Source organism: Collinsella sp. AF29-7AC, from assembly GCF_003475665.1.
In the GTDB taxonomy this organism is placed as follows: Bacteria; Actinomycetota; Coriobacteriia; order Coriobacteriales; family Coriobacteriaceae; genus Collinsella.
In genome coordinates this window covers 91,957-112,348 of the sequence record NZ_QRQX01000003.1, presented here as the reverse complement: position 1 = coordinate 112,348, position 20,392 = coordinate 91,957, and the positions used below count along the sequence as shown (strand labels likewise).

General features: G+C 58.9%; 23 protein-coding genes. 16 read left to right on the top strand and 7 right to left on the bottom strand.

Features of this window, described 5'->3' with window-relative positions; genetic code table 11:
• The first annotated feature begins 97 nt into the window (after window positions 1–97).
• The 10 genes from DWZ15_RS02030 to folB all read left to right on the top strand — a co-directional run bounded on the left by DWZ15_RS02030 (window position 98) and on the right by folB (window position 9,838).
• Window positions 98–331 carry an acyl carrier protein gene (locus tag DWZ15_RS02030; protein WP_117779247.1) on the top strand — a complete coding sequence of 78 codons (234 nt, stop codon included), beginning with the start codon at window positions 98–100 and terminating at the stop codon, window positions 329–331.
• 5 nt (window positions 332–336) lie between these two features.
• Window positions 337–1,344 carry a phosphate acyltransferase gene (locus DWZ15_RS02025; protein WP_118449087.1) on the top strand — a complete coding sequence of 336 codons (1,008 nt, stop codon included), beginning with the start codon at window positions 337–339 and terminating at the stop codon, window positions 1,342–1,344.
• Window positions 1,345–1,347: 3 nt separating this feature from the next.
• Entirely contained in the window at window positions 1,348–2,460 is a 1,113-nt protein-coding gene (gene buk, locus DWZ15_RS02020; protein ID WP_118449085.1) for a butyrate kinase, read from the top strand.
• A gap of 74 nt (window positions 2,461–2,534) precedes the next feature.
• Window positions 2,535–3,734, top strand: a complete 1,200-nt coding sequence (locus DWZ15_RS02015) for an MFS transporter (RefSeq protein WP_118449083.1) — start codon at window positions 2,535–2,537, stop codon at window positions 3,732–3,734.
• A gap of 100 nt (window positions 3,735–3,834) precedes the next feature.
• Complete coding sequence (locus tag DWZ15_RS02010) at window positions 3,835–4,302, top strand: hypothetical protein (RefSeq protein WP_118449081.1); 468 nt, start codon at window positions 3,835–3,837, stop codon at window positions 4,300–4,302.
• Between the two features lie 568 nt (window positions 4,303–4,870).
• The gene (gene nrdD / locus DWZ15_RS02005; RefSeq protein WP_118449079.1) at window positions 4,871–7,093 is read left to right on the top strand and encodes an anaerobic ribonucleoside-triphosphate reductase; all 2,223 of its coding nucleotides are present in this window, start codon (window positions 4,871–4,873) and stop codon (window positions 7,091–7,093) included.
• Between the two features lie 426 nt (window positions 7,094–7,519).
• On the top strand, window positions 7,520–8,101 hold the full coding sequence (gene nrdG / locus DWZ15_RS02000; RefSeq protein WP_118449077.1) for an anaerobic ribonucleoside-triphosphate reductase activating protein: 582 nt from the start codon (window positions 7,520–7,522) through the stop codon (window positions 8,099–8,101).
• A gap of 66 nt (window positions 8,102–8,167) precedes the next feature.
• Window positions 8,168–8,725, top strand: coding sequence for a GTP cyclohydrolase I FolE (folE, locus tag DWZ15_RS01995; protein WP_022094399.1), 558 nt, complete (start codon window positions 8,168–8,170; stop codon window positions 8,723–8,725).
• Between the two features lie 2 nt (window positions 8,726–8,727).
• Window positions 8,728–9,309: an HD domain-containing protein gene (locus DWZ15_RS01990; protein WP_171021502.1), complete on the top strand. Its 582-nt coding sequence runs from the start codon at window positions 8,728–8,730 to the stop codon at window positions 9,307–9,309.
• 43 nt (window positions 9,310–9,352) lie between these two features.
• Window positions 9,353–9,838: a dihydroneopterin aldolase gene (gene folB, locus DWZ15_RS01985; RefSeq protein WP_055251396.1), complete on the top strand. Its 486-nt coding sequence runs from the start codon at window positions 9,353–9,355 to the stop codon at window positions 9,836–9,838.
• Between the two features lie 6 nt (window positions 9,839–9,844).
• Here the strand turns inward: folB and DWZ15_RS01980 are convergent, their stop codons facing one another.
• Entirely contained in the window at window positions 9,845–10,621 is a 777-nt protein-coding gene (locus tag DWZ15_RS01980) for a M48 family metallopeptidase (protein WP_158572476.1), read from the bottom strand.
• A gap of 74 nt (window positions 10,622–10,695) precedes the next feature.
• Complete coding sequence (locus tag DWZ15_RS01975) at window positions 10,696–11,709, bottom strand: dipeptidase (RefSeq protein ID WP_117648308.1); 1,014 nt, start codon at window positions 11,707–11,709, stop codon at window positions 10,696–10,698.
• Window positions 11,710–11,829: 120 nt separating this feature from the next.
• On the opposite strand from DWZ15_RS01975, the gene DWZ15_RS01970 reads away from it, so the two are divergent.
• The 3 genes from DWZ15_RS01970 (at window position 11,830) to DWZ15_RS01960 (ending at window position 13,721) form a co-directional block, all read left to right on the top strand.
• The gene (locus DWZ15_RS01970; RefSeq protein ID WP_035138874.1) at window positions 11,830–12,258 is read left to right on the top strand and encodes a peptidylprolyl isomerase; all 429 of its coding nucleotides are present in this window, start codon (window positions 11,830–11,832) and stop codon (window positions 12,256–12,258) included.
• Between the two features lie 3 nt (window positions 12,259–12,261).
• Window positions 12,262–12,840, top strand: a complete 579-nt coding sequence (locus DWZ15_RS01965; RefSeq protein ID WP_118449074.1) for an urease accessory protein UreE — start codon at window positions 12,262–12,264, stop codon at window positions 12,838–12,840.
• An 83-nt stretch (window positions 12,841–12,923) separates the two neighbouring features.
• On the top strand, window positions 12,924–13,721 hold the full coding sequence (locus tag DWZ15_RS01960; RefSeq protein WP_118449072.1) for an HAD-IIB family hydrolase: 798 nt from the start codon (window positions 12,924–12,926) through the stop codon (window positions 13,719–13,721).
• Window positions 13,722–13,736: 15 nt separating this feature from the next.
• On the opposite strand, the gene DWZ15_RS01955 is transcribed toward DWZ15_RS01960, so the two are convergent.
• The 5 genes from DWZ15_RS01955 to DWZ15_RS01935 form a co-directional block, all read right to left on the bottom strand.
• Window positions 13,737–14,117 carry a Fur family transcriptional regulator gene (locus DWZ15_RS01955; RefSeq protein ID WP_172677978.1) on the bottom strand — a complete coding sequence of 127 codons (381 nt, stop codon included), beginning with the start codon at window positions 14,115–14,117 and terminating at the stop codon, window positions 13,737–13,739.
• Window positions 14,118–14,178: 61 nt separating this feature from the next.
• Window positions 14,179–14,589, bottom strand: coding sequence for an acylphosphatase (locus tag DWZ15_RS01950; RefSeq protein WP_117655275.1), 411 nt, complete (start codon window positions 14,587–14,589; stop codon window positions 14,179–14,181).
• A gap of 2 nt (window positions 14,590–14,591) precedes the next feature.
• Window positions 14,592–15,698, bottom strand: coding sequence for a Gfo/Idh/MocA family protein (locus DWZ15_RS01945; protein WP_118449070.1), 1,107 nt, complete (start codon window positions 15,696–15,698; stop codon window positions 14,592–14,594).
• A 73-nt stretch (window positions 15,699–15,771) separates the two neighbouring features.
• The gene (rnhA, locus tag DWZ15_RS01940) at window positions 15,772–16,257 is read right to left on the bottom strand and encodes a ribonuclease HI (protein WP_118449068.1); all 486 of its coding nucleotides are present in this window, start codon (window positions 16,255–16,257) and stop codon (window positions 15,772–15,774) included.
• Window positions 16,258–16,356: 99 nt separating this feature from the next.
• Entirely contained in the window at window positions 16,357–17,259 is a 903-nt protein-coding gene (locus DWZ15_RS01935; protein WP_118449066.1) for a LysR family transcriptional regulator, read from the bottom strand.
• A 273-nt stretch (window positions 17,260–17,532) separates the two neighbouring features.
• Between DWZ15_RS01935 and DWZ15_RS01930 the strand changes: the two genes are divergently transcribed.
• The 3 genes from DWZ15_RS01930 to DWZ15_RS01920 all read left to right on the top strand — a co-directional run bounded on the left by DWZ15_RS01930 (window position 17,533) and on the right by DWZ15_RS01920 (window position 20,326).
• Window positions 17,533–18,843, top strand: a complete 1,311-nt coding sequence (locus DWZ15_RS01930; protein ID WP_118449064.1) for an O-acetylhomoserine aminocarboxypropyltransferase/cysteine synthase family protein — start codon at window positions 17,533–17,535, stop codon at window positions 18,841–18,843.
• A 312-nt stretch (window positions 18,844–19,155) separates the two neighbouring features.
• Window positions 19,156–19,932, top strand: a complete 777-nt coding sequence (locus DWZ15_RS01925) for a hypothetical protein (protein ID WP_118449062.1) — start codon at window positions 19,156–19,158, stop codon at window positions 19,930–19,932.
• A gap of 187 nt (window positions 19,933–20,119) precedes the next feature.
• Window positions 20,120–20,326 (top strand): hypothetical protein, encoded by a 207-nt coding sequence (locus tag DWZ15_RS01920; protein WP_117766084.1) that lies wholly within the window; start codon window positions 20,120–20,122, stop codon window positions 20,324–20,326.
• Window positions 20,327–20,392 lie beyond the last annotated feature (66 nt).

The window sequence follows — 20,392 nt, the reverse complement described above, 5'->3', positions numbered from 1 at the left end:
ACCCCTATAACAATTCGCTTCCTCTCTTAGGCCACGGCGGGACCCATGTCTCCAGCCCGCCGTGGCTACCCCTCTTTTTAATTAGAAAGGCGCCATCATGAACGAAGAACTCACTCAGCAGATCTGCGATTTTGCCAAGTCCGCTTACAACTATGACGGTGATGTGACCCCCGAGACGACGTTCGAGACCCTGGGCAAGGGCTCGATGAAGATGATCGCCCTGACCTCCATGATCGAGAACGAGCTCGATGCCGAGGTCCCCGTTCGCGAGGTCATGGTCATGAAGACCGTCGGCGAGCTTATCGAGCGCACTGCCGAAGAGATGGAGTAGCTGCCATGGACCTGATGCAGACCCTGCGCGAGCGGGCTGCCGCCAAGCCTATGCGCGTTGCTTTTCCCGAGGGCGAAAACGAGACCATGATGCAGGCGGTCGCAAAGATCGCCGCCGAGCATCTTGCCGAATGCGTGCTGGTCGGCGACGGCAGTAAGCTCAAGGAGCTTGCCGACGAGCGTGGTATCTCCCTTGACGGCATCGAGATTGTCGATGTGACCGACGAGGAGGCGAACGCCGCTTGCTGCGAGCGCTATCTTTCGCATCCGGATTGCAAGTTTAAGCCCAAGGGCGCCGCGCGCCGTATGACGCGTCCGCTTGAGCGCGCCCTGATTTTGCAGGTACTCGGCGATGTCGACGTAATGTTCGCCGGCATCGATAACGCCACGGGCGATATTATCCTGGCGGGACAGACTATCGTCGGCCTTGTCGATGGCGTCGATACCGTAAGCTCTTGCGGCATTGCCGATATTCCCAACTGGACTGGCGGCGAAGGCGGCCTTTTGGCTTTTGGCGATTCTGCCGTTTGCGTTGACCCCACGAGCGAGGAGCTTGCCTCAATCGCGATTTCGTCGAGCGAAACGGTGCGCTCGCTGACCGGATGGGATATCCGTTGCGCGCTGCTTTCGCATTCGACTGACGGCTCGATGGATAATGAACTTGTCGACAAAGTGCGCCGTGCTCGTGAGATTGCCAACGATCGCCGTACCGACCTTGCCATCGACGGTGAGTTCCAGTTTGATTCGGCGATTAACCCCAAGGTTGCGGCCAAGAAGGTACATCGTGAGTCCGCTGTTGCGGGCCAAGCCAACGTGGTCATCTGGCCCGATATCAACGTGGGCAATATCGGCGTCAAGATCATCCAGAATCTGACCGGTGCCAATGCCTACGGCCCCATGCTTCAGGGCTTCAAAAGGATCGTGTGCGATTGCTCGCGCTCTGCGCCCGTCGACGAGATCGTCGGCAACGTGGTGATGAGCTGCGTGCGCGCCCAGGCGCTTAAGGAGGCTTAGGGTATGTCCGATAAAAAGACTCCCTGGCGCGTCCTGGTAATCAACCCAGGTTCCACTTCCACAAAGGTGGGCGTTTTTGAGGGTGACGAGTGCAAGGTCAGCAAGAACGTTGCACACGACGCGAAGGACCTCGCCCAGTTCGATGGGGTTTCGGCTCAGATGCCGTATCGCTGCGATCTGATTCTTGGAGCACTGGATGAGGCGGGCCTGAAGCTCGAGGACTTTGATGCATTTGTCGGTCGCGGCGGCGGCTTGCTTTCGCTGCCCGGCGGCACGTATGCCATCAATGAGGTCATGCTCGAGCATGCCCGCGTCGGTGCGAACGGCATTCAGCACCCGGCGCAGCTGGGTTCCCAGATTGCCCATGAGTTCGCTTCAAAGACGGGCAAGCCCTCTTTTGTGGTGAATCCTCCCGATACCGATGAGCTGTGCGACCTCGCACGTATGACGGGCATTAAGGGCGTGTATCGAAACGTGCACCTGCACGCCCTTAATCTTAAAGAGACCGCCATCCGCCATGCGGCAAAGCTCGGTCGCCCCTATGATGAGTGCAACTTCATCGTTTGCCATATTGGCGGCGGCATCTCTATCTCGGCTCACCTTAAGGGCAAGATGGTCGACGGCAACGACATCGTCGGCGGCGAGGGCCCCATGGCGCCGACGCGCTGTGGCTCGGTCCCCGCAATCGAGGTCGCGAAGTATACGGCGGAACATGGCCTCGACGTCGCCCGCGCCCATTGCATGAAGACCGGTGGCTTCGTTGACCTTTTGGGTACGTCCGATGCCATCGAGGTGTGTGAACGTGCCGCTGCGGGCGATAAGGCTGCAGCACGCGCCTGGGATGCAATGGTTTACCAAATCTGCAAGTGGATTGGCGAGATGGCCTGCGTGCTGAAGGGCGACGTCGACGGCATCTTGCTCGGAGGCGGCATGGTCCACAGCAAGGAGCTCGTTGCTTCGATTGAGGAATGCTGCTCTTGGATCGCTCCCGTATCGGCTTATCCCGGCGAGTTTGAGCTCGAGGCGATGGCGTCTGGCGCCTGCCGCGTGCTCGATGGTGTCGAGGAAGCGCTCGTGTACAGCGGAGAACCCGTGTTCACCGGATTCAACGACTGATAGTGCTGTGTTTGGGGCGGCCGCTGGTGATGCCTGGCCGCTCCGACCCTTTTCTTTAAGTGTAAGGATGGATCATGGATAAAACCAAGATCAAGTACCTGGTGGGCATTTACGCAGCCGCCATGTGCATCATGGGCATGCTCGTGCCCGTCCCTATCGTGGCCTCTGTTGCGGCGGCATTTCCCAACGAAAACATCGCTGCCGTCCAGATGATCATCGGCATCATCCCGTTGATGATGGCGTTGTCCGCCATGCTCGTCTCTTCACAGCTTGCCTCTCGCGTGTCCAAGAAGAAGACGACGCTCGTCGGTCACATTATCGTGATGCTGGCAGGCGCCTCGGTGCTGGTGTTCCACGACTCGCTCGGCCAAGTCTTGGCGGCTTCTGCTGTCATGGGCCTTGGTCTCGGCGCCGTGCAGAATTCAACGGACGCTCTTATTGCGGATTACTTTGGCGGAAAGCAGCGCTCGTTCGTCATGGGCATCTACTCCACTTTTGTTGCACTGGGCGGCATTATCTGGACGATGGTTTCCGGCATCTTGGGTTCTGCCGAGTGGTTCCACAGCTATGCGGCGTACTTCATCATGATCATTTTCATCGTGATCGAGGCTGTTTGCCTTCCCGAGGGTCATCTTGAGCCCAAGCGCAAGGTCAACGTGTTTGCCAATATGCCTAAAGAGGTCGCGATTATCACGCTCATGAGCTTTGTGTTCGTACTCACGTTCCAGCTCTTCAGCTCCAACGTTTCGCTGCTTGTTGTGGGTCGCGGCTTTGGCGGTACCGTGGAGGCCGGTCTTGCCTCTACCGTTATGACCGTTGCCGGTATTGCGGCTGGTCTTTTGGTCGGTCCGTTGTTTGCCAAGTTCAAGAACCTGGCTATGCCGATCGCGTGGGGCGTGACGCTCGTTGGCCTGGGCCTGACGCTGGTTGCGCCCGCCTTTATGGTGCTGTGCGTTGCGGGCTTTGTCGTTGCGCTGGGCAAGGAGACCTATGTGCCGCTGGAGGGCAATTTTGCCGCCGGCAACTCTGCCCCCGAGGGACGTGCGTTTAACCTTGCCATTGGCATGGCAGGCATCAACTTTGGCATGGCACTGTCTCCCATTGTGTTTGAGGCCGTGACGTCGCCGTTTGGTGCGACGATTGACCAGAAGTTCATCGCCGGCATGATCGTCTGTGCGGCTTGTGTCGTCTTTGGCGCCATTAAGTATCGCAAGCTCACCCCGGCCCAGCTTGCCGAGGCCGAGAAGATGGCGACCGGCGGCGAGGCGGAGTAGCCGCTCGAGTAGTTGCTTTGCCGCACATCATGGTTTATCGGGGCCGCCGACATATGCCGGCGGCCCTCTCTTTATCAATGACTTTGAAAGGCTTACAGCTATGAAGTTACCTGTCAGGCGCGTTATCGGTATTCTCAACGGCTTCTTTAACCCGCTATTGCTCTGCGCGTTTCTCCCCATCATTGAGGGGGCGCCTGGCTTGGATCTGACGGGCCCCACGGGCTTTTGGGGACAACTCATCGTGGCCACGGTGATCGCCGAGGTTCTGAGCGCACTCCCGCTGTTTGGCAAAACGGTTGGTATGTGCCTGGACTTTTTTGGTTTTGAGCAGGGGAGTGCATCACACAAGATCGCCGGTACGGTCATCGGTGCCACGCTCCTTTTTATGGTGATCGGTTTTGGCGAGATTGCCTTCCAAGGAGGATTCGGAACGATTGAAGGCCGTACATTCTTCGCGCGTTGGGCCGGCCTCGTCACAAAGGGATGGGCCTTTGTGGTTATCGCCGGCGTGCTGCTCGATCCCTTTACAGCGGCTCTCGGCCGCATGATAGTTCGCGAAGAGAAGTAATAGATCCTCGCCTATCGAATGCCGGCGGACGGGGCGCCAGGGCTGTAGTCTTCCGAGCGTTTACAGTCCTGTCGCTCCGTCCGCCGACATTCGACCGCAACATGTTGGTCAAGCATAATCTTTTGGATTCTTTTGGCGTGAGCGGCTTGGTTTTGGTAGGATTTGTCAGCGGCTTGACTAAGGGGGTTTTATAACTGCCATGCAGGTAGCCGTGTTGGTAACGTTTTACCGACTTGTCAAATACCCCTCATTTTTAATGCGTTTGCAAAATGACCAATTGCTTTGACCTGCTGAAACACTATATGTTGTGTTTGACCTAAAAAAAGAATACAGGATATAGATGCCTCTTTGTCGTATGATAGATGGCGGACAGAGAACGAAGACCTTAACTGCCTCTTTTGAACGTGTCCTTGAGCCGCTTGATCGGCTCCTGGGAATGTCCGCATGGAGGCTTATGGTTTATCGAGAACACAGATTGCGCGACGGCGCCGCAAGACAGGGGCAGGCCCTGCCGGGCATCGTTTGGCTCTGAAGCGCAATGAGGCTACGACGCGAAAGAGGCAAGAGGATGAAGATCATCAAGCGCAGCGGCACCGAGGTTGTCTTTGACATCGATAAGATCGTCAATGCCATCCGCGCCGCCAACTTGGAGGTCGAGGAGAGCTCTCGTCTAACTGACCGCCAGGTGGTTTACGCGGCACAAAACGTCGCCGAGGCATGCGAGAACGCGGGCCACACCGTTTCGGTCGAGGAGATCCAGGATTTGGTCGAGGACGAGATTATGCGTCTCGACTGCTACGAGGTTGCCCGCCACTACATCATCTATCGCTATGTTCAGAGCCTGAAGCGCCAGAAGAACACGACCGATGACAAGATTCTGTCGCTGATCGAGTGCAATAACGAAGAGGTCAAGCAGGAGAACTCTAACAAGAACCCGACCGTCAATTCCGTCCAGCGCGACTATATGGCCGGCGAGATTTCCAAGGACCTGACTCAGCGCGTGCTGCTGCCCCAGGAGATCGTGGATGCCCATAATGAGGGCCTGATCCATTTCCACGATTCGGATTACTTTGCCCAGCACATGCACAACTGCGATCTGGTGAACCTGGAGGACATGCTCCAGAACGGCACCGTTATCTCGGGCACGCTGATCGAGAAGCCGCACAGCTTCTCGACGGCTTGCAACATCGCGACGCAGATCATCGCCCAGGTTGCTTCCTCCCAGTACGGCGGCCAGTCTATTTCGCTGACCCATCTCGCCCCCTTTGTTGAGGTGAGCCGTCAAAAGATTCGCGGCGAGGTTGCCCGCGAGCTCGAGGAGCTCGGTGTTTCGGCATCTGCCGAAAAGGTCCGTGAGGTCGTTGAGGACCGTCTGCGTGACGAGATCCGTCGCGGCGTCCAGACGATTCAGTATCAGGTCGTGACCCTTATGACCACAAACGGCCAGGCGCCGTTTGTGACGGTCTTTATGTATCTCAACGAGGCTCGCTCAGCGCAGGAGAAGCACGACCTTGCCATGATCGTGGAGGAGACGCTTCGTCAGCGCTATGAGGGCGTTAAGAACGAGGCCGGTGTGTGGATTACCCCGGCATTCCCCAAGCTTATCTATGTACTCGAGGACGATAACGTTCACGAGAATTCCCCGTACTTCTACCTGACCCAGCTGGCTGCCAAGTGCACCGCCAAGCGCATGGTGCCCGACTACATCTCCGAGAAGAAGATGCGCGAGCTCAAGCTGTCTAAGGGCGAGACCGCCGGCAACGGCGATTGCTACACCTGCATGGGTTGCCGCAGCTTCTTGACGCCCGACCGCTCCGGTAACGGATTTAACAATGTGGCCAACGCGCTGAACTATGACCCGAACAAGCCCAAGTACTACGGTCGCTTTAACCAGGGCGTTGTGACCATCAACCTGCCCGATGTCGCGCTGAGCTCGCATCAGGACATGGACAAGTTCTGGAAAATCTTCGACGAGCGCCTCGAGCTGTGCCACCGCGCCCTGCTGTGCCGTCATGAGCGTCTGATGGGCACGCTTTCGGATGCCGCGCCGATTCTTTGGCAGTACGGTGCCCTGGCGCGTCTGAAGAAGGGCGAGACGATCGATAAGCTGCTCGTGGGCGGCTATTCCACCATCAGCCTGGGGTATGCCGGTCTGTATGAGTGCGTCAAGTACATGACGGGTCACAGCCACACCGAGAAGGAGGGCACGCCGTTTGCCATGGCCGTCATGCAGCGCATGAACGACAAGTGCGCCGAGTGGAAGGCCGAAAGCGATATCGACTTCTCGCTGTACGGCACCCCGCTTGAGTCGACGACCTACAAGTTCGCCAAGTGCCTGCAGCGTCGTTTTGGCATTATCCCGGGCGTGACGGACAAGGGCTACATCACCAACAGCTACCACGTCCACGTGTCCGAGGAGATCGACGCATTCGACAAGCTCAAGTTCGAGGGCATGTTCCAGCAGCTTTCGCCGGGCGGTGCTATCTCCTACGTCGAGGTTCCCAACATGCAGGACAACCTCAAGGCTGTCATTCGCGTGATGCAGTACATCTACGACAACATCATGTACGCCGAGCTCAACACCAAGAGCGACTACTGCCAGGTGTGCGGCTACGATGGCGAGATCCGCATTGTCGAGGACGATGGCAAGCTGGTGTGGGAGTGCCCCAACTGCGGCAACCGCGACCAGGAGAAGATGAATGTCGCCCGTCGCACGTGCGGCTACATCGGTACCCAGTTCTGGAACCAGGGCCGAACCGAGGAGATCCGCGACCGCGTTCTGCATCTCTAATAGTCATCCCAGGCCGCCCCGTAGCGAGGCCCCGGACCTTTACTCGCTATTTCGGACAGTCCTGGCTCACGACGGAGGCGCCACTGGCGCCTCCTGTTCGTGCGGAACTCATATCGAGCAAAGGTCCGGGGCCTCGCTACGGGGCGGCCAAGTTGATGTAGCTGAGATGCAGCATGTGGTCTGCTCACTCCTCGAAGTTCTTAGCGGAAATGAGTCGACCTGCAATAACGGTTTGCTTGGAACGACGGTTGAGCTGCAACAGAGTTTTTATTGGACCTCGAACCCTATGCTCGATGTTCGCTTCGTTCATTGAGTGTCGCTCGCGAGGGGTCTGGAGTATATCGTCCCGCCCGCAGTTTCGCAGGCCGCAGGCCGAGAATGTTTGAGGACGGGATGATATGCTCCAGACCCCCAGGAAGGTTACTTATGAACTACGCGAACATTAAGTATTTCGACATTGCCGATGGGGAAGGTGTTCGTACTTCTCTGTTTGTGAGCGGGTGCCGTCGTGGGTGCAAGAATTGCTTTAACTCTGTTGCGTGGGACTTTGCTGCGGGCGAGCCCTTTGATCGTGCCGCCGAGGACAAGATTATCGAGAGCCTCGATCATCCCTTTATTGACGGCCTGACGATTCTGGGCGGAGAGCCCATGGAGCCCGAGAACCAGGCGGGGCTCGTTGAGTTTGTCGAGCGTGTTCGTGCCGCTTATCCTGCGGGGTCAGGAAAGACCATTTGGTGTTTTACCGGCGACGTGCTCGAGGAGCTTATGCCGGGTGGTCGTCACCATACTGAGGTGACGGACCGTATCCTTGCCTGCCTCGACATGTTGGTGGATGGCCCGTTTGTTCAGGATCTTTATGATATCTCGTTGCGCTTTAGGGGCTCGAGTAACCAGCGTGTGATCGATATGAACGCTACGCGCGACCGCGCTGTGCGTGAGGGCGTTGCGCTTTGCGATGCTGTGGAGCTTTGGCGGGACGATCCAGTCTATTCGACCCATACTATGTAGCTTGTGGTCGATGCCGGGGGGCGTGGTACCATAGCGCGAACGTGAAATCGGAAAAGTGAGGCCCAGATGGTCGATCAGGAAAAAGTCGAGGCCGCCATTAAGCTGTTGCTTGAGGGCATAGGCGAGGACCCAACTCGTGAGGGCCTGCTGGAGACCCCGGCGCGCGTTGCCCGTATGTATGGTGAGATCGCCGGCGGCATGGACCAGAGTGCCGAGGAGCACCTGTCCAAAACCTTTGCCGTCGCTTCGAACGATTTGGTTATCGAGCGCGACATCACGTTCTACTCGCTGTGCGAACATCATCTGCTGCCGTTTTATGGCAAGGCCGCCATTGGTTATATCCCTAACGGTCGGGTGGCTGGGCTTTCCAAGCTCGCCCGCACGGTTGAGGTTTATGCCCGCCGTCTTCAGCTGCAGGAGCAACTGTGTGCACAGGTTGCCGATGCCCTCATGGATTATCTCGCTCCCCAGGGAGCGATTGTGTTGATGGAGGCCGAGCATATGTGCATGACCATGCGCGGCGTGCAAAAGCCCGGCACCAAGACCGTGACGCTCGCTCGCCGCGGCGTCTTTGAGACCGATCCCGCGCTCGAGGAGCGTTTCTTTAGGATGCTGGGCCGCTAACCATGAGAGTCGTCAACGACTTTACATCGAAGACCGATGAGGGGACGTCGCGTCGCGGCTTTATGGCTTCGGGCCTGGCCCCCTTTGGTGCCATGCCTCGCATTGATTACATTTGTGCCAACGGGCTGTTCCGGCGGCACCTGGGCAACATTGCACAGTTGGAATCGGGGCGCATCTTCTGCCGCCACGGTATTGACCATCTGCTCGATGTCGCTCGCATTATGTGGATCAAGAATCTCGAGGAACAGCTCGAATTTGACCGCGAGGTCATCTACGCCACGGCACTTCTTCACGATATCGGCAAAGATGAACAGTATGAATCGGGTATATCCCATGATGTTGCAAGCGAACGCGTCGCTGATGCGATTCTCGGCGGCATGCCCGATGACGTGGCGTTTGAGCCGGCCGATGCCGCAGCCATTAAGACGGCCATTCTGGGCCATCGAAAGCTGCGCGTGAACAGCCAACCGCTCGAGCGTCTGCTCTATGCAGCCGACAAAGCGTCGCGCGCCTGCTTTGCATGCCCCGCGCGCAATGCTTGCAACTGGAGCGATGATAAAAAGAACCTGTCGATTCGCGTGTAGTTAGTTTGCGCGGTCGGGGTTCTAAACGAAGGAGACGATCGCGTTGAGTAACAAAAAACTGCCCGAGAATGCAACCAAGACTGAAGGTGCTGAGCTCGCCCGCCGTGGAAGGGGCGAAATATCCACCGCAACGGCGGTGCCTCACGTGAGCTATGACGATCTGCGCCATGCCGATCGTATTGTCATTGACGGCCTTGAGGTTTTTGCCAACCATGGCGTGTATCCCGAGGAGAACGCGCTGGGTCAGAAGTTCATCGTTTCTCTGGTGCTCTATGCCGACCTGCGCGCGGCGGGGGAGCACGATAACCTGGACGCCTCGATTGACTACGGCTCGGTGTGCCACGATGTCGATGGCTATCTGCGCGAGCACACGTTTAAGCTCATCGAGGCGGCAGCCGAGGGGACAGCCCAGATGCTGCTGCGCCGTTATCCCTCGCTGCTTGGTGTGCGCATAAAGCTCGATAAGCCGTGGGCTCCTGTTGGCCTGCCCCTGGCAAGCTGCGGCGTCGAGATCGAGCGCGTGCGCTAGTCGACGCTAGAGCTTGTTGAGGGGTGGCTGCTTGAGCCGCTGCGACAGAGCTCTATTGTTAGGGCAGTACGTGTCGAGCAGGGCGTGAAACCGCTGATTGTGGCTTGGCTCGAGCAAGTGGACGAGCTCGTGGGCGACAACCATGTCGAGGCATTCGACAGGGTAGGCGGCGAGCTCGCGCGCGATGCGAATGGCGCCGGTTTTGGGTGTGCAGGAGCCCCAACGCGTTTTCATGCTGCGCACGGAGACGCGGGCCACGGTGACGCCCATTGCGATTTCGTACGCGTGCACGATGTCGCGTAGCGCTGCGGTGACCTCGGACGCGTAGAGCTGGTCGATGTGGGCTTGGAGCTCGTCGGACGTTAGGCCGTCGAGGATTGCGTGCCGCTTGGCCTGCGGGCCTTCGTCCGATTCATCGGTACCCATAAAACTTGCGAAGGTGGCCTGTTTGGGTCGCGGTGCGGGTGATGCAAAGTTGTGATCGAGTGCATCCTGTACCGTGATGGGCTTGCCCCAAAGTGCAATGATGGACGAGGGGCTGAGCGGCTCTCGTGCCGTCGCCTGACGCTGCTCGCGCTGGGCAAGTCGGCTGGTAATCCAGGCGCTGTTGCGCTTCACAAACGCTTCGATACGCTCGCGGGTGGCGCCGAGCGGTGCGCTGGCGTGGACCTCACCGCTCGAAGTGACGCGTAGGTTGAAGTTCTTGACGCACTTTTTGGTAACGACGACGGGGATGGGCGTCCCATCCGGTCGGGATGCGGAAATCGTAAACTGCTGCGTCAAAAACGGTCCTTTGGATTGGGGACGGGCCGGCATGTCGACCGTTCGGCATGCCGGCCCGCTCAAGGGATGTGAAATTAATAACGCTCAAAGAAGGCAAGCGCGTTGTCGCTGCAGAGCTTTTGCATCACGGTCTTGCCAAAGTGCTTGGAGAGCATGTTCTGGAACTCGGGCATCATGCTGGCATCGGAGAGGAAGGCGGGCACAGTGGCGCCGTCCCAGTCGCCACCGAGTGCGATGACGTCCTCGCCGCCCAGGTCGAGCCAGTGCTCGATATGTGCCGCTAGCTGGTCGAAGGTGACGTCTGCGGCGGTCTTTTTGGTTGCGTCGTTGGAAAGGAACTCGCTGCAGTAGTTGAGGCCGACGATACCGCCCATGTCGCGAATGGTGCGGAACTGGTCGTCGGTGAGGTTGCGCTTGACTCTGCAGACGGTACGGGAGTTGGAGTGGCTGGCGACGAAGGGGCGCGTGGCGTGGGCGACAACCTCGTCAAAGCACTCATCGTTGAGGTGGGAGACGTCGAGCACCATGCCGGCGTGCTCCATCTGCGTAAGCGCCTCGATGCCGGCGGCGGTGAGGCCGGCGTGGGTGTCGTGGCCGCTCGCGAGCGGTCCCTGCGCGTTCCAGCTGAGTGACGACATAAGCACGCCCAGGCTCTTGAGCACCTCGATCAGCGCGGGGTCCTCGGCAAAGAACGTGGCGTTTTCGATGGTGTGGATGCAAGCGACCTTGCCGTCCTTGAGCGCGGGGCGAATGTCTGCCGCGCTGCGTACGTTGACCATGCGGTCGTGGTTAAGCATGGCCTGGCCGCTCATGTGCGCCATGATCTGCGCCTGGAAGCGCGCGGCGTGGGCGGTGGGAATCTCGTCGGGGACAAACGTGGCGAAGCACTGTGCCCACGGCGTGTTGCCGATCTTTGCGAGCGAGATGGCGCAGGCGTTGCCCTCGATGAGGTCGAAATCTTGCGGATGCGTTTCGTCGCCGGGGAAATAACCGTCGGTGCCGGCGGTAAAGCGCAGGTCGAGATCGAGCGTGGCCCAGCCGATGCGGTCGGCGGTGTCGCAGTGTAGGTCAAATACGGGATATGCCATGGTTCCTCCGGTTGCAGCGTTTCTTTGCAAACTGTCTTTGAATTGTATGACTAGGGTATAGTTAGCGCCATATGTTCATGGCGGCCCGCGTTGTGCGCCGCCCTTATCACGGAGGTTTCCATGTCCAACCAGGGCAAGAAGGTCAAGACTCATTATCGCGGCACGCTCGACGACGGCACGCAATTCGATAGCTCCTACGATCGCGGCGAGCCGCTGGAGTTCACCTGCGGCGCCGGTCAGATGATCAAGGGCTTCGATGCCGCTGTTGTCGACATGCAGGTGGGCGAGAAGAAGACCGTGCACATCCCGGCCGCCGATGCCTACGGCGAGCACAACCCCGAGATGGTCCTGACCTTCCCGGCCGAACAGGTTCCCAACATCGAGCAGATCGAGAAGGGCATGAAGCTCTTCCTGTCCACGCCGAGCGGTATGCCCGTCCCCGCCGTGGTCATCGACGTGACGCCCGAGGCCGTGACGCTCGACGCCAACCACGAGCTGGCCGGCAAGGACCTCAACTTTGATATCGAGCTCGTCGAGGTCGAGGGCTAGAGTATGCCTGAACGCTTGGTTTCGACGACATGCTTGGGAAATCTCAACGATCCGTCCTATGAACTCCTACTTCGCCGGGAGCTGGGCGGTGTCTTTGAAGTTGACGAGCTCCTGCTCGATTGGGACCAGGCTGATGCGCGCACGTTTGTGGGCGTGACGGAGCTGGGGCGCACGATCGATGTTCGGCTGGATACTGCCGACGGCAGTCGTCTTGCCGACGGCGACGTGCTCGCCATCGACCGTTCGGGCATGGTGCCCGTGGCGGTTGTCGTGCGCCTGCGCAGTGCCGAGGTTTATTTGGTCGAAGTTGACCGCATGGACCCGATTGCGCTCGCGCATGCGTGCTGGGAGATCGGCAACATGCATGCGCCGCTCTTCCGGGGCGACTCGGACGAGCATACCGTGCGCATGTATACGCCGGTGCAGCCTGTTTTGGGCCGCATGCTTCGGGGTGTCGAGGGTGTTCGGCTCTCGGTGGTTACCCGTGAACTCGATGCGGACCGGCGCTTTGCGTCGAGTGCGGCCGATGTTGTCGTGAGCATGGCTCCGGACTTTACCATCGTTAAAAAGACGCGCGACTAAGCGCGCGTATGCGCAAGACGGGCTTTGAGGGGTGACCGATCAAGGTCCGTCTTGCTGTTGATAGGAGGCTTTGGGGGAAGCATATGGGTCTTGAGGGAATCAAGCTGATTGCATGCGATTTGGACGGCACGTTGCTGCATCCGGGGGAGCGCGAGCCGCGTTCCGAGGCCTTTGAGCTTATCGATGAGCTGCATCGTCGCGGTATCGTGTTTATGCCGGCGAGTGGCCGTCAATATGCGAGCCTGCGCTACCTGTTTGCCCCGGTGGCCGATGAACTCGCCTATGTATGCGAAAACGGAGCCCTGGTCATGAGCGAGGGGCGTGCCGTGGTCAAGCGTTCTATGGAGCGTGGCCTGGCCATGGATATCGCGAATGCCGTGGTTGCGTACCCCCATGCCGACGTGACCCTTTCGTGCGAGGGACACCTCTACACCATGAGCAGCAACGATGCGTTTGTTGACCACCTGCGTTATGAGGTCCATTGTGATGTGGCGGTAGTCGACCGTCCCGAAGACATCGACGAGGACGTCATTAAGATTGCCTTCCAGACGCCCGAGGCAGAGCAGCCGGCGGCGCTGGAGTATTTCGAGCGCCACTTTAGCGACTGTGTCGACGTGATGACGTCGGGAACCGAGTGGACGGACTTTATCGGCTTTGATTCGGGTAAGGGTTCCGCGCTTGCCGATTACGGTCGTGCCCTGGGAATTTCGCCCGATGAGATGATGGCGTTTGGCGATAACGAAAACGACCGCGACATGCTCAACGTAGTGGGCCATCCCTATCTGATGGAGAGCTGCAACCCCAGCATGCGCGGCATCAACGACCGCGTCCGCTACGCGCGCACGGTCGAAGAAGAACTGCGTCGTCTACTTGCTGTGTAGGCATGTCCCAAACATCTACCGGCAGTCGGGGCAGAGACCCTCGAAGATGGTGTAGTGCGACGTGACGTGCCAGCCGATTTGCTCGGACGCCTTGGCGTCGAGCTGGGCATCGAAGGGGAGCGGTACGTCGATGACGCGGCTGCATGAGGTGCAGATGATATGCGCATGCGGCTCGATCGTGCGATCGAAGCGGCTGCCGCCCGGCGTCTTGATGGAGAGGATCTCGCCGGCGTCGGCCAAGAGATTGAGATTGCGGTAGACCGTACCGCGGCTGATTTTGTCATCCTGCGCGCGCACGACGTTGTAGATTTCGTCGGCGGTGGGATGGTTATAACTTTGGCGCACGGCGTCAAGAACCAGCTTTCGCTGCCTGGTATTCCTTCTTTGCACCGCCATGCGCCTCGCCTCTTTTCTATCAACGGTCGTAGGTAAATGATACCGTATTTAGCACACAATACTAATAACGAGGAATGAAACTGTCTTCATTGGCAAGTGGGGCTTGGGCCTGGGCTTCTACGAGGCGAAAACGCGTTCCCATGCGCTCGTAGGAGGCATGAAGCGCCTCGAGATGAGATAGGATGTTTGCCGGAGCTCCCTGTATCTCCATCTCGACCGAGCCGTCTTCCATGTTGCGCACCCAGCCGGTGAGTGCGCGTGCCTGCGCGAGGTTGGTGTTGGTAAAGCGAAAACCAACGCCCTGGACTTGCCCCGCCCAGCGCAGGAAATAGCGCAGGGGAGTGTCTTGAGTGGCCTCGTCGCTTGCGAGCACAGTAAGCCTGCGGCGCAACTCGAGCTCGATGTTTGATGGTTTTTGAGGCTCTCGACTGCCGCCGGTGACGCTGGAGAAGAACGCATCGAAGAAGCCCATCGCTAGGCCTGCTTGCCTGCGTCGGACGGGAAGGTAATGCCGGCCTGCTGGCGCACGGCATCCATGATGCGCAATGAGACGAGCGTGACATCGCGGTAGTGGCCAAGTTCGTGACGTCCCGCCGGGGTCTCCCAAATCTCTTCCTTAACGTTATCGATGCCGCCGATGGCGGTGATAAAGTCTGTGAGTTCGTATTCCATAGTGTTGCTCGATTCGGGCAGGTCGAGCACGCGGCCGTTGTCGCCCTGTTCGCGCGGTGCCTCGGTCGCCGAGCCGCGTACGACATCGCCGCGATAGTCGATGCGGACATTGCGGGGCGTGGACAGATGGTCGATCTGGATAGTGCCACGCTCGCCTTCGATCTGCGAGGGCAGCAGGTCATTCGTTATTTTGGAGTGCGCGAGCTCGACGGAGATACGGCCACCGCCGTAGCTGGCGAGGATGGAACCGCAGCCGTCGATGGGGCCGTGCGTGAGCTGTCGCGTGGCGGGGTCGAGCAGAGTAGCCATGCTCGTAAGGCCGGAGGGCATGCCGAAAATCTCGACCATGGGCTCGACGGTGTAGACGCCAATGTCCATGAGGGAACCCGATGCCATATTGCAGTCGAAGATATTGGTGGCGCGTCCCGCGAGAATCTCGTTGTAGCGCGAGGAATATTTGCCAAAGCGCAATGAGGCGCGGCGGATGGGGGCGATCTCGCCCAGGGCGTCCTCGATGGCGTGGAAGGCGGGGTCGTGGAGGGGACGCATGGCCTCGAGGGCCACGACACCTGCTGCCTCGGCAGCGCGGAAGACTTCCAGCGCCTGCGCTTCGGTGGCGCAGAAGGGCTTCTCGACGATGACGTGCTTGCCACCGGCGATGCAGACAAGGGCCTGCTCGTAGTGAAGTGCGTTAGGGCTGCCGATATAGACGGCGTCGACGTCGGCAGCTGCCGCGAGCTCATCGAGTGAAGTAAAGTTTCGCTCGCCACCGCGCTCGGCGGTAAAGGCGGCACCGCGATTGGCATCGCGTGAAAGCGTGCCCACAAACGCGGCTTGGTCGTTGGCGTTGACGACTTGGATAAAGTCGTCGGTGATCATAGATGTGCCGATGGTCGCGATGCGCAGCATACGTCCCCCTTGCGTTGTTTGGTCTACAGGATGAGTGTAGCGCGTGGGGATATAAAGCTGCGCGAAAACGCTATTACAGGTCGCTCTCGTTAAAGCCGGCGTCGATATCGAGGTTGCTGCCGTCGGCCGCCGTGGTGGCGAGCTCATCGCAGCGCTCGTTGAGCTCGTGACCGGCGTGACCCTTAACCCAGATGAAATCAACCTTGTGCTTGCTTTTGGCGGTGAGTAGGCGCTCCCACAGGTCGCGGTTCTTGACGGGTTGCTTGTTGGCGGTTTTCCATCCGCGCTTTTTCCAGCCGTCGATCCAGTGCTTGTTAAAGGCGTTGACGACGTACTGCGAATCGGAATGGACTTCGACCTCGCAAGGGCGGTTGAGCGCCTCGAGCGCCACGATAACGGCCATGAGTTCCATGCGGTTGTTGGTGGTCTTGGCGTAGCCGCGCGAAAGCTCGGAGGTGAAGGTCTTGCCGGCGGGGTTGGTGTATTTGAGCACGGAGCCGTAGCCGCCGCGTCCCGGATTTGATCGGGCCGAGCCGTCGGTGTAGATGATGACCTTCACGGGCTTCCTTTCGTTGAGTGCATTTCATGTGAGTGACCATTGTAGCGCCATGCCCGCCGGGGGCCAGCAATCTACGATTTCTACCCCGTCTTCCGACTGTTAGTTGGCATGGATGATGTGGTTGAGCTCGTCGAGGTATTGCTGCAAGAGGAGAGAGGGCTTGCGCTCGTCGTGCATGATGTAGCCAACGTGCATCGTTGGGGCGTCTGCTAGCGGGATCGATGCCATGCCCCATTGCATTTCATTGGAGAGGACACCGGTCGACAGGGTGTAACCGTTCGACGTGATAAGTAAGTTGGTAAGTGTTCCGCGGTCCGAGATTCGTATGTTGCGGTCGCAAGGGATATAGCTAAAGGGTTCCTCGGCGTAATAGAAGGAGTTTGAGGTTCCCTGCTCAAAGCTGTAGCGCGTATAGGGCGTGAGGTCGGCAAGGGACAGTTGAGGGCGGCGTGCGAGCGGATGGCGCTCGCTAACGAAGACGTGGACCGTCGCGTCGAATAGGGGATGGAAGCTTGCGCGGGCATCGGCGAAGGCCTTCTGCAGAACGCGGGCGTTAAAGTCATCCAGATACAGAATGCCGATATCGCTGCGAAACGCACGGACGTCATCGATGATCTGCGATGTGGTGGTCTCGCGCATGATGAACTCGAACTTGCTGTCGCGGCAGCGCTCGACCACGTTGACAAAGGCCTCGACCGAAAAGGCGTAGTGCTGGGCGGAAATGGCGAGGCGGGCTTGCGGGGTGCCGCCGTCCTCGTAGCGCGCCTCGAGCATGTCGGCCTGCTCTACGACCTGGCGCGCATAGCCCAAAAGCTCGGTGCCGTCGTTGGTGAGCGTGACGCCGCGGCTGGAGCGCGTAAAGATCTCCAGATGGAGCTCTTGTTCTAGGCTTTTGACGGCGTTTGAGATGTTGGACTGAGCGGTATAGAGGCGCTGAGCTGCGGCGTTGATTGAGCCGGACTCTGCCACGGCGATCAGAAAGCGAAGCTGCTGAAGGGTCATCGGTGCCCGTCCTTTCGATAGTTATCTATAAAACAGATAACAAGTTAGCGCTTATAAGTGATTGACCGAGGGAGACAATGCTCGTACTATTCAAAACACACAAAGGCGGTAGGTAATTAAGCCGACCACGGAATCGGGGCGCGAAAGGAGGCCCGCATATGAATTGCTTACCAAGACGAATGCCGGGCTCCTGTTTGCGCCCGTCGGCGTGATCAGGAGACAGCGACTTACTTCTCTCTTTTTACTTACTTTCGTTCGATCAAGGAGATCATCATGAGCCGGTTCATCAACAACCCCGAGCACACCTTTGGTTTCGATACCCTGCAGCTGCACGTTGGCCAGGAGAGCGCCGATCCCGCATCCGACTCCCGTGCCGTGCCTATCTACCAGACCACGAGCTATGTGTTCCGCAACTCCCAGCACGCCGCCGACCGCTTTGGTCTTGCCGACGCCGGTAACATCTACGGCCGTCTGACCAACTCCACCCAGGGCGTCTTTGAGGACCGTATCGCCGCGCTCGAGGGTGGCGTGGCCGGTCTTGCCGTCGCCTCCGGTGCCGCTGCCATCACCTATACCCTGCAGGCTCTTGCCCAGGCTGGTGACCACGTGGTGGCTCAGAAGACCATCTACGGTGGCTCCTACAACCTGCTCGAGCATACGCTCTCCCAGTTTGGCGTCGAGACCACCTTTGTCGATGCTCATAACCTGGAAGAGGTTGAGGGTGCCATCAAGGACAACACCACGGTCATCTATCTCGAGACGCTCGGCAACCCCAACTCTGACATCCCCAACATCGACGCCATCTCCGAGATCGCCAAGAAGCACGGTCTGCCGGTTGTCGTCGACAACACCTTCGGCACCCCGTATCTGTTCCGTCCGCTGGAGCATGGCGCCAACATCGTTGTCCACTCCGCAACCAAGTTCATCGGCGGCCACGGCACCTCGCTGGGCGGTGTGATCGTCGATGGCGGCAACTTCGACTGGAAGGCGAGCGGCAAGTATGCGCAGATCGCCGAGCCCAACCCCTCCTACCATGGCGTCTCGTTTGCCGAGGCTGCCGGTCCCACCGCCTTCGCAACCTATGTCCGCGCTATCCTGCTGCGTGACGAGGGCGCCTGCATCAGCCCGTTCAACGCCTGGGTCCTGCTCCAGGGCACCGAGACTCTGTCGCTGCGCGTCGACCGTCATGTCGAGAACACCAAGAAGGTCGTTGAGTTCCTGGCTGGTGACAGCCACGTCGCCAAGGTGAACCACCCGAGCCTGTCTGAGCACCCCGATCACGAGCTCTATCAGAAGTACTTCCCCAACGGTGGCGCGTCGATCTTCACCTTTGAGATTAAGGGTGGCCAGGAGGCAGCTTGGAAGTTCATCGATCATCTGCAGGTGTTCTCGCTGCTCGCCAACGTGGCCGACGTCAAGTCGCTCGTCGTGCACCCGGCTACCACCACGCACTCCCAGCTCTCTGCCGAGGAGCTCGCCGAGCAGAACATCACGCCCTCCACGATCCGTCTTTCCATCGGTACCGAGAACGCCGAGGACATCATTTGGGATCTGAAGCAGGCCTTCGCCGCGCTGGACGAGTAAGGCGACTTGTGCAAGGACCCCTTGCGACTCGATAGGTATAACTGCATAAAATGCCTGCTCAAGGCGCCTGCGCAAGCAATGGTTGCGCAGGCGCCTTTTTTGCATAGGAAGGGCGCTATTACAGGGTTTTTGGCATGCTTTATGCATTCGAGTTGTGGAAAACTCCTGTTGAGAGGATGTGAGTTTTACGCAATTGACGTGCGCCTTTTGAGTAAAACCGCAGGTCGCGATTTGCTCGAGGTACTATGCAGCGCGATCGAATCACACGCAGCTCAAACGCAGCAAAAACGCACTACGGAGGTTTCCAGCTACATGAGGATCGATTCACGAAAACCGAAAGCCGCCGCCCTTTCCGCCGCTCTGACCGTGGCGCTTTTGGCGGGCGCCGGCGCAACTGATGCCCACGCGGCAACACTGTCCGATACGGTTGGATCTACGCCGTCCGAGACGACGCTGGTACAGCCCGTTGATTATCGCGGCGATGGTTATGGTTCCATGCAGGAGTGGAACGCCTCGATGGGGGCAAAGCGCGATTCCCTGGAGATGCGCGCTCAGATCATTATGAATATGTATGGCGACTATGCTACCGATGACGAGCGCGCTGTGTTGCAGGGTTGCATCGACGGTGCGGGTAGCCTGTTGACGATGGGGGAAGTCGACGCCAAGTCGACCGAGCTCGACGAGCTTCGCTCCACGCTTGAGGATGCCAAGCGCGAGGCGCTCGAGGCTGCCGCAGCCGAAGCCGAGGCTGCCGAGGCCGCCCAGGCTTCGTATTACAACGCCGGCTCCGGCTCGTCTTACACGTCTGCTGCGTATTACGCGAACGGCTCGGGTCTGACGCGCTCGAGCGGCGTCAATAACTATAACGGCCGCCGCGAGACTTATTACAGCAGCAACGTGTTGTATCACCACCGCACGGGCGAGTGGACGCAGGATTCCGAGGGCTTTTGGCGCGATTCCGATGGTTACTACGTCGTTGCCGCGGGCGATAAGGCCCAAGGCTCTACGTTTACCGGTTCCAAGGGCGAGTGCAAGGTCTATGACTCCGGCTGCGCTGCCGGAACCACCGACTACTACACTGGCTGGTAATCTGCCATAAGCCAATAGGACATGACGGGCGGGCGTCTTTACCGAGCCTTTGGGCAACGTAAAGGCGTTCGTTTTTTGTGCGTGCTTGAGTTAACAGAGCGCTTACCGTGGCAGTACGCCGCGCATATGGGCGCGGGGCACACTAGTTCATGAGAAATAAGGTCTTTCTCTTGGAGGAAGTGGTCTTGTGAACGCTCGAGATATCGCCGTTGCCGTCGTCGCATTGGTGCTTGGTTGCCTTGGTCCTACGGCCGCGCTCATTGCGGGCGTGCAGGGGTCATGCGGGGCTGCTCCAATCGTGGTCGGCGCGCTGATTGCGGCCGCGCTGCTGGGAAGTGCGGGTGTAGTCCTTTGTCGCGACGATGAGGGCCAGGCCTCGGAGTCGCAGCTCTAACCGTCGGGACATCGACTACTGGTTATAGATGAAGATGAAAGCCGCCGTAAGGGGAGTGCCCTTGCG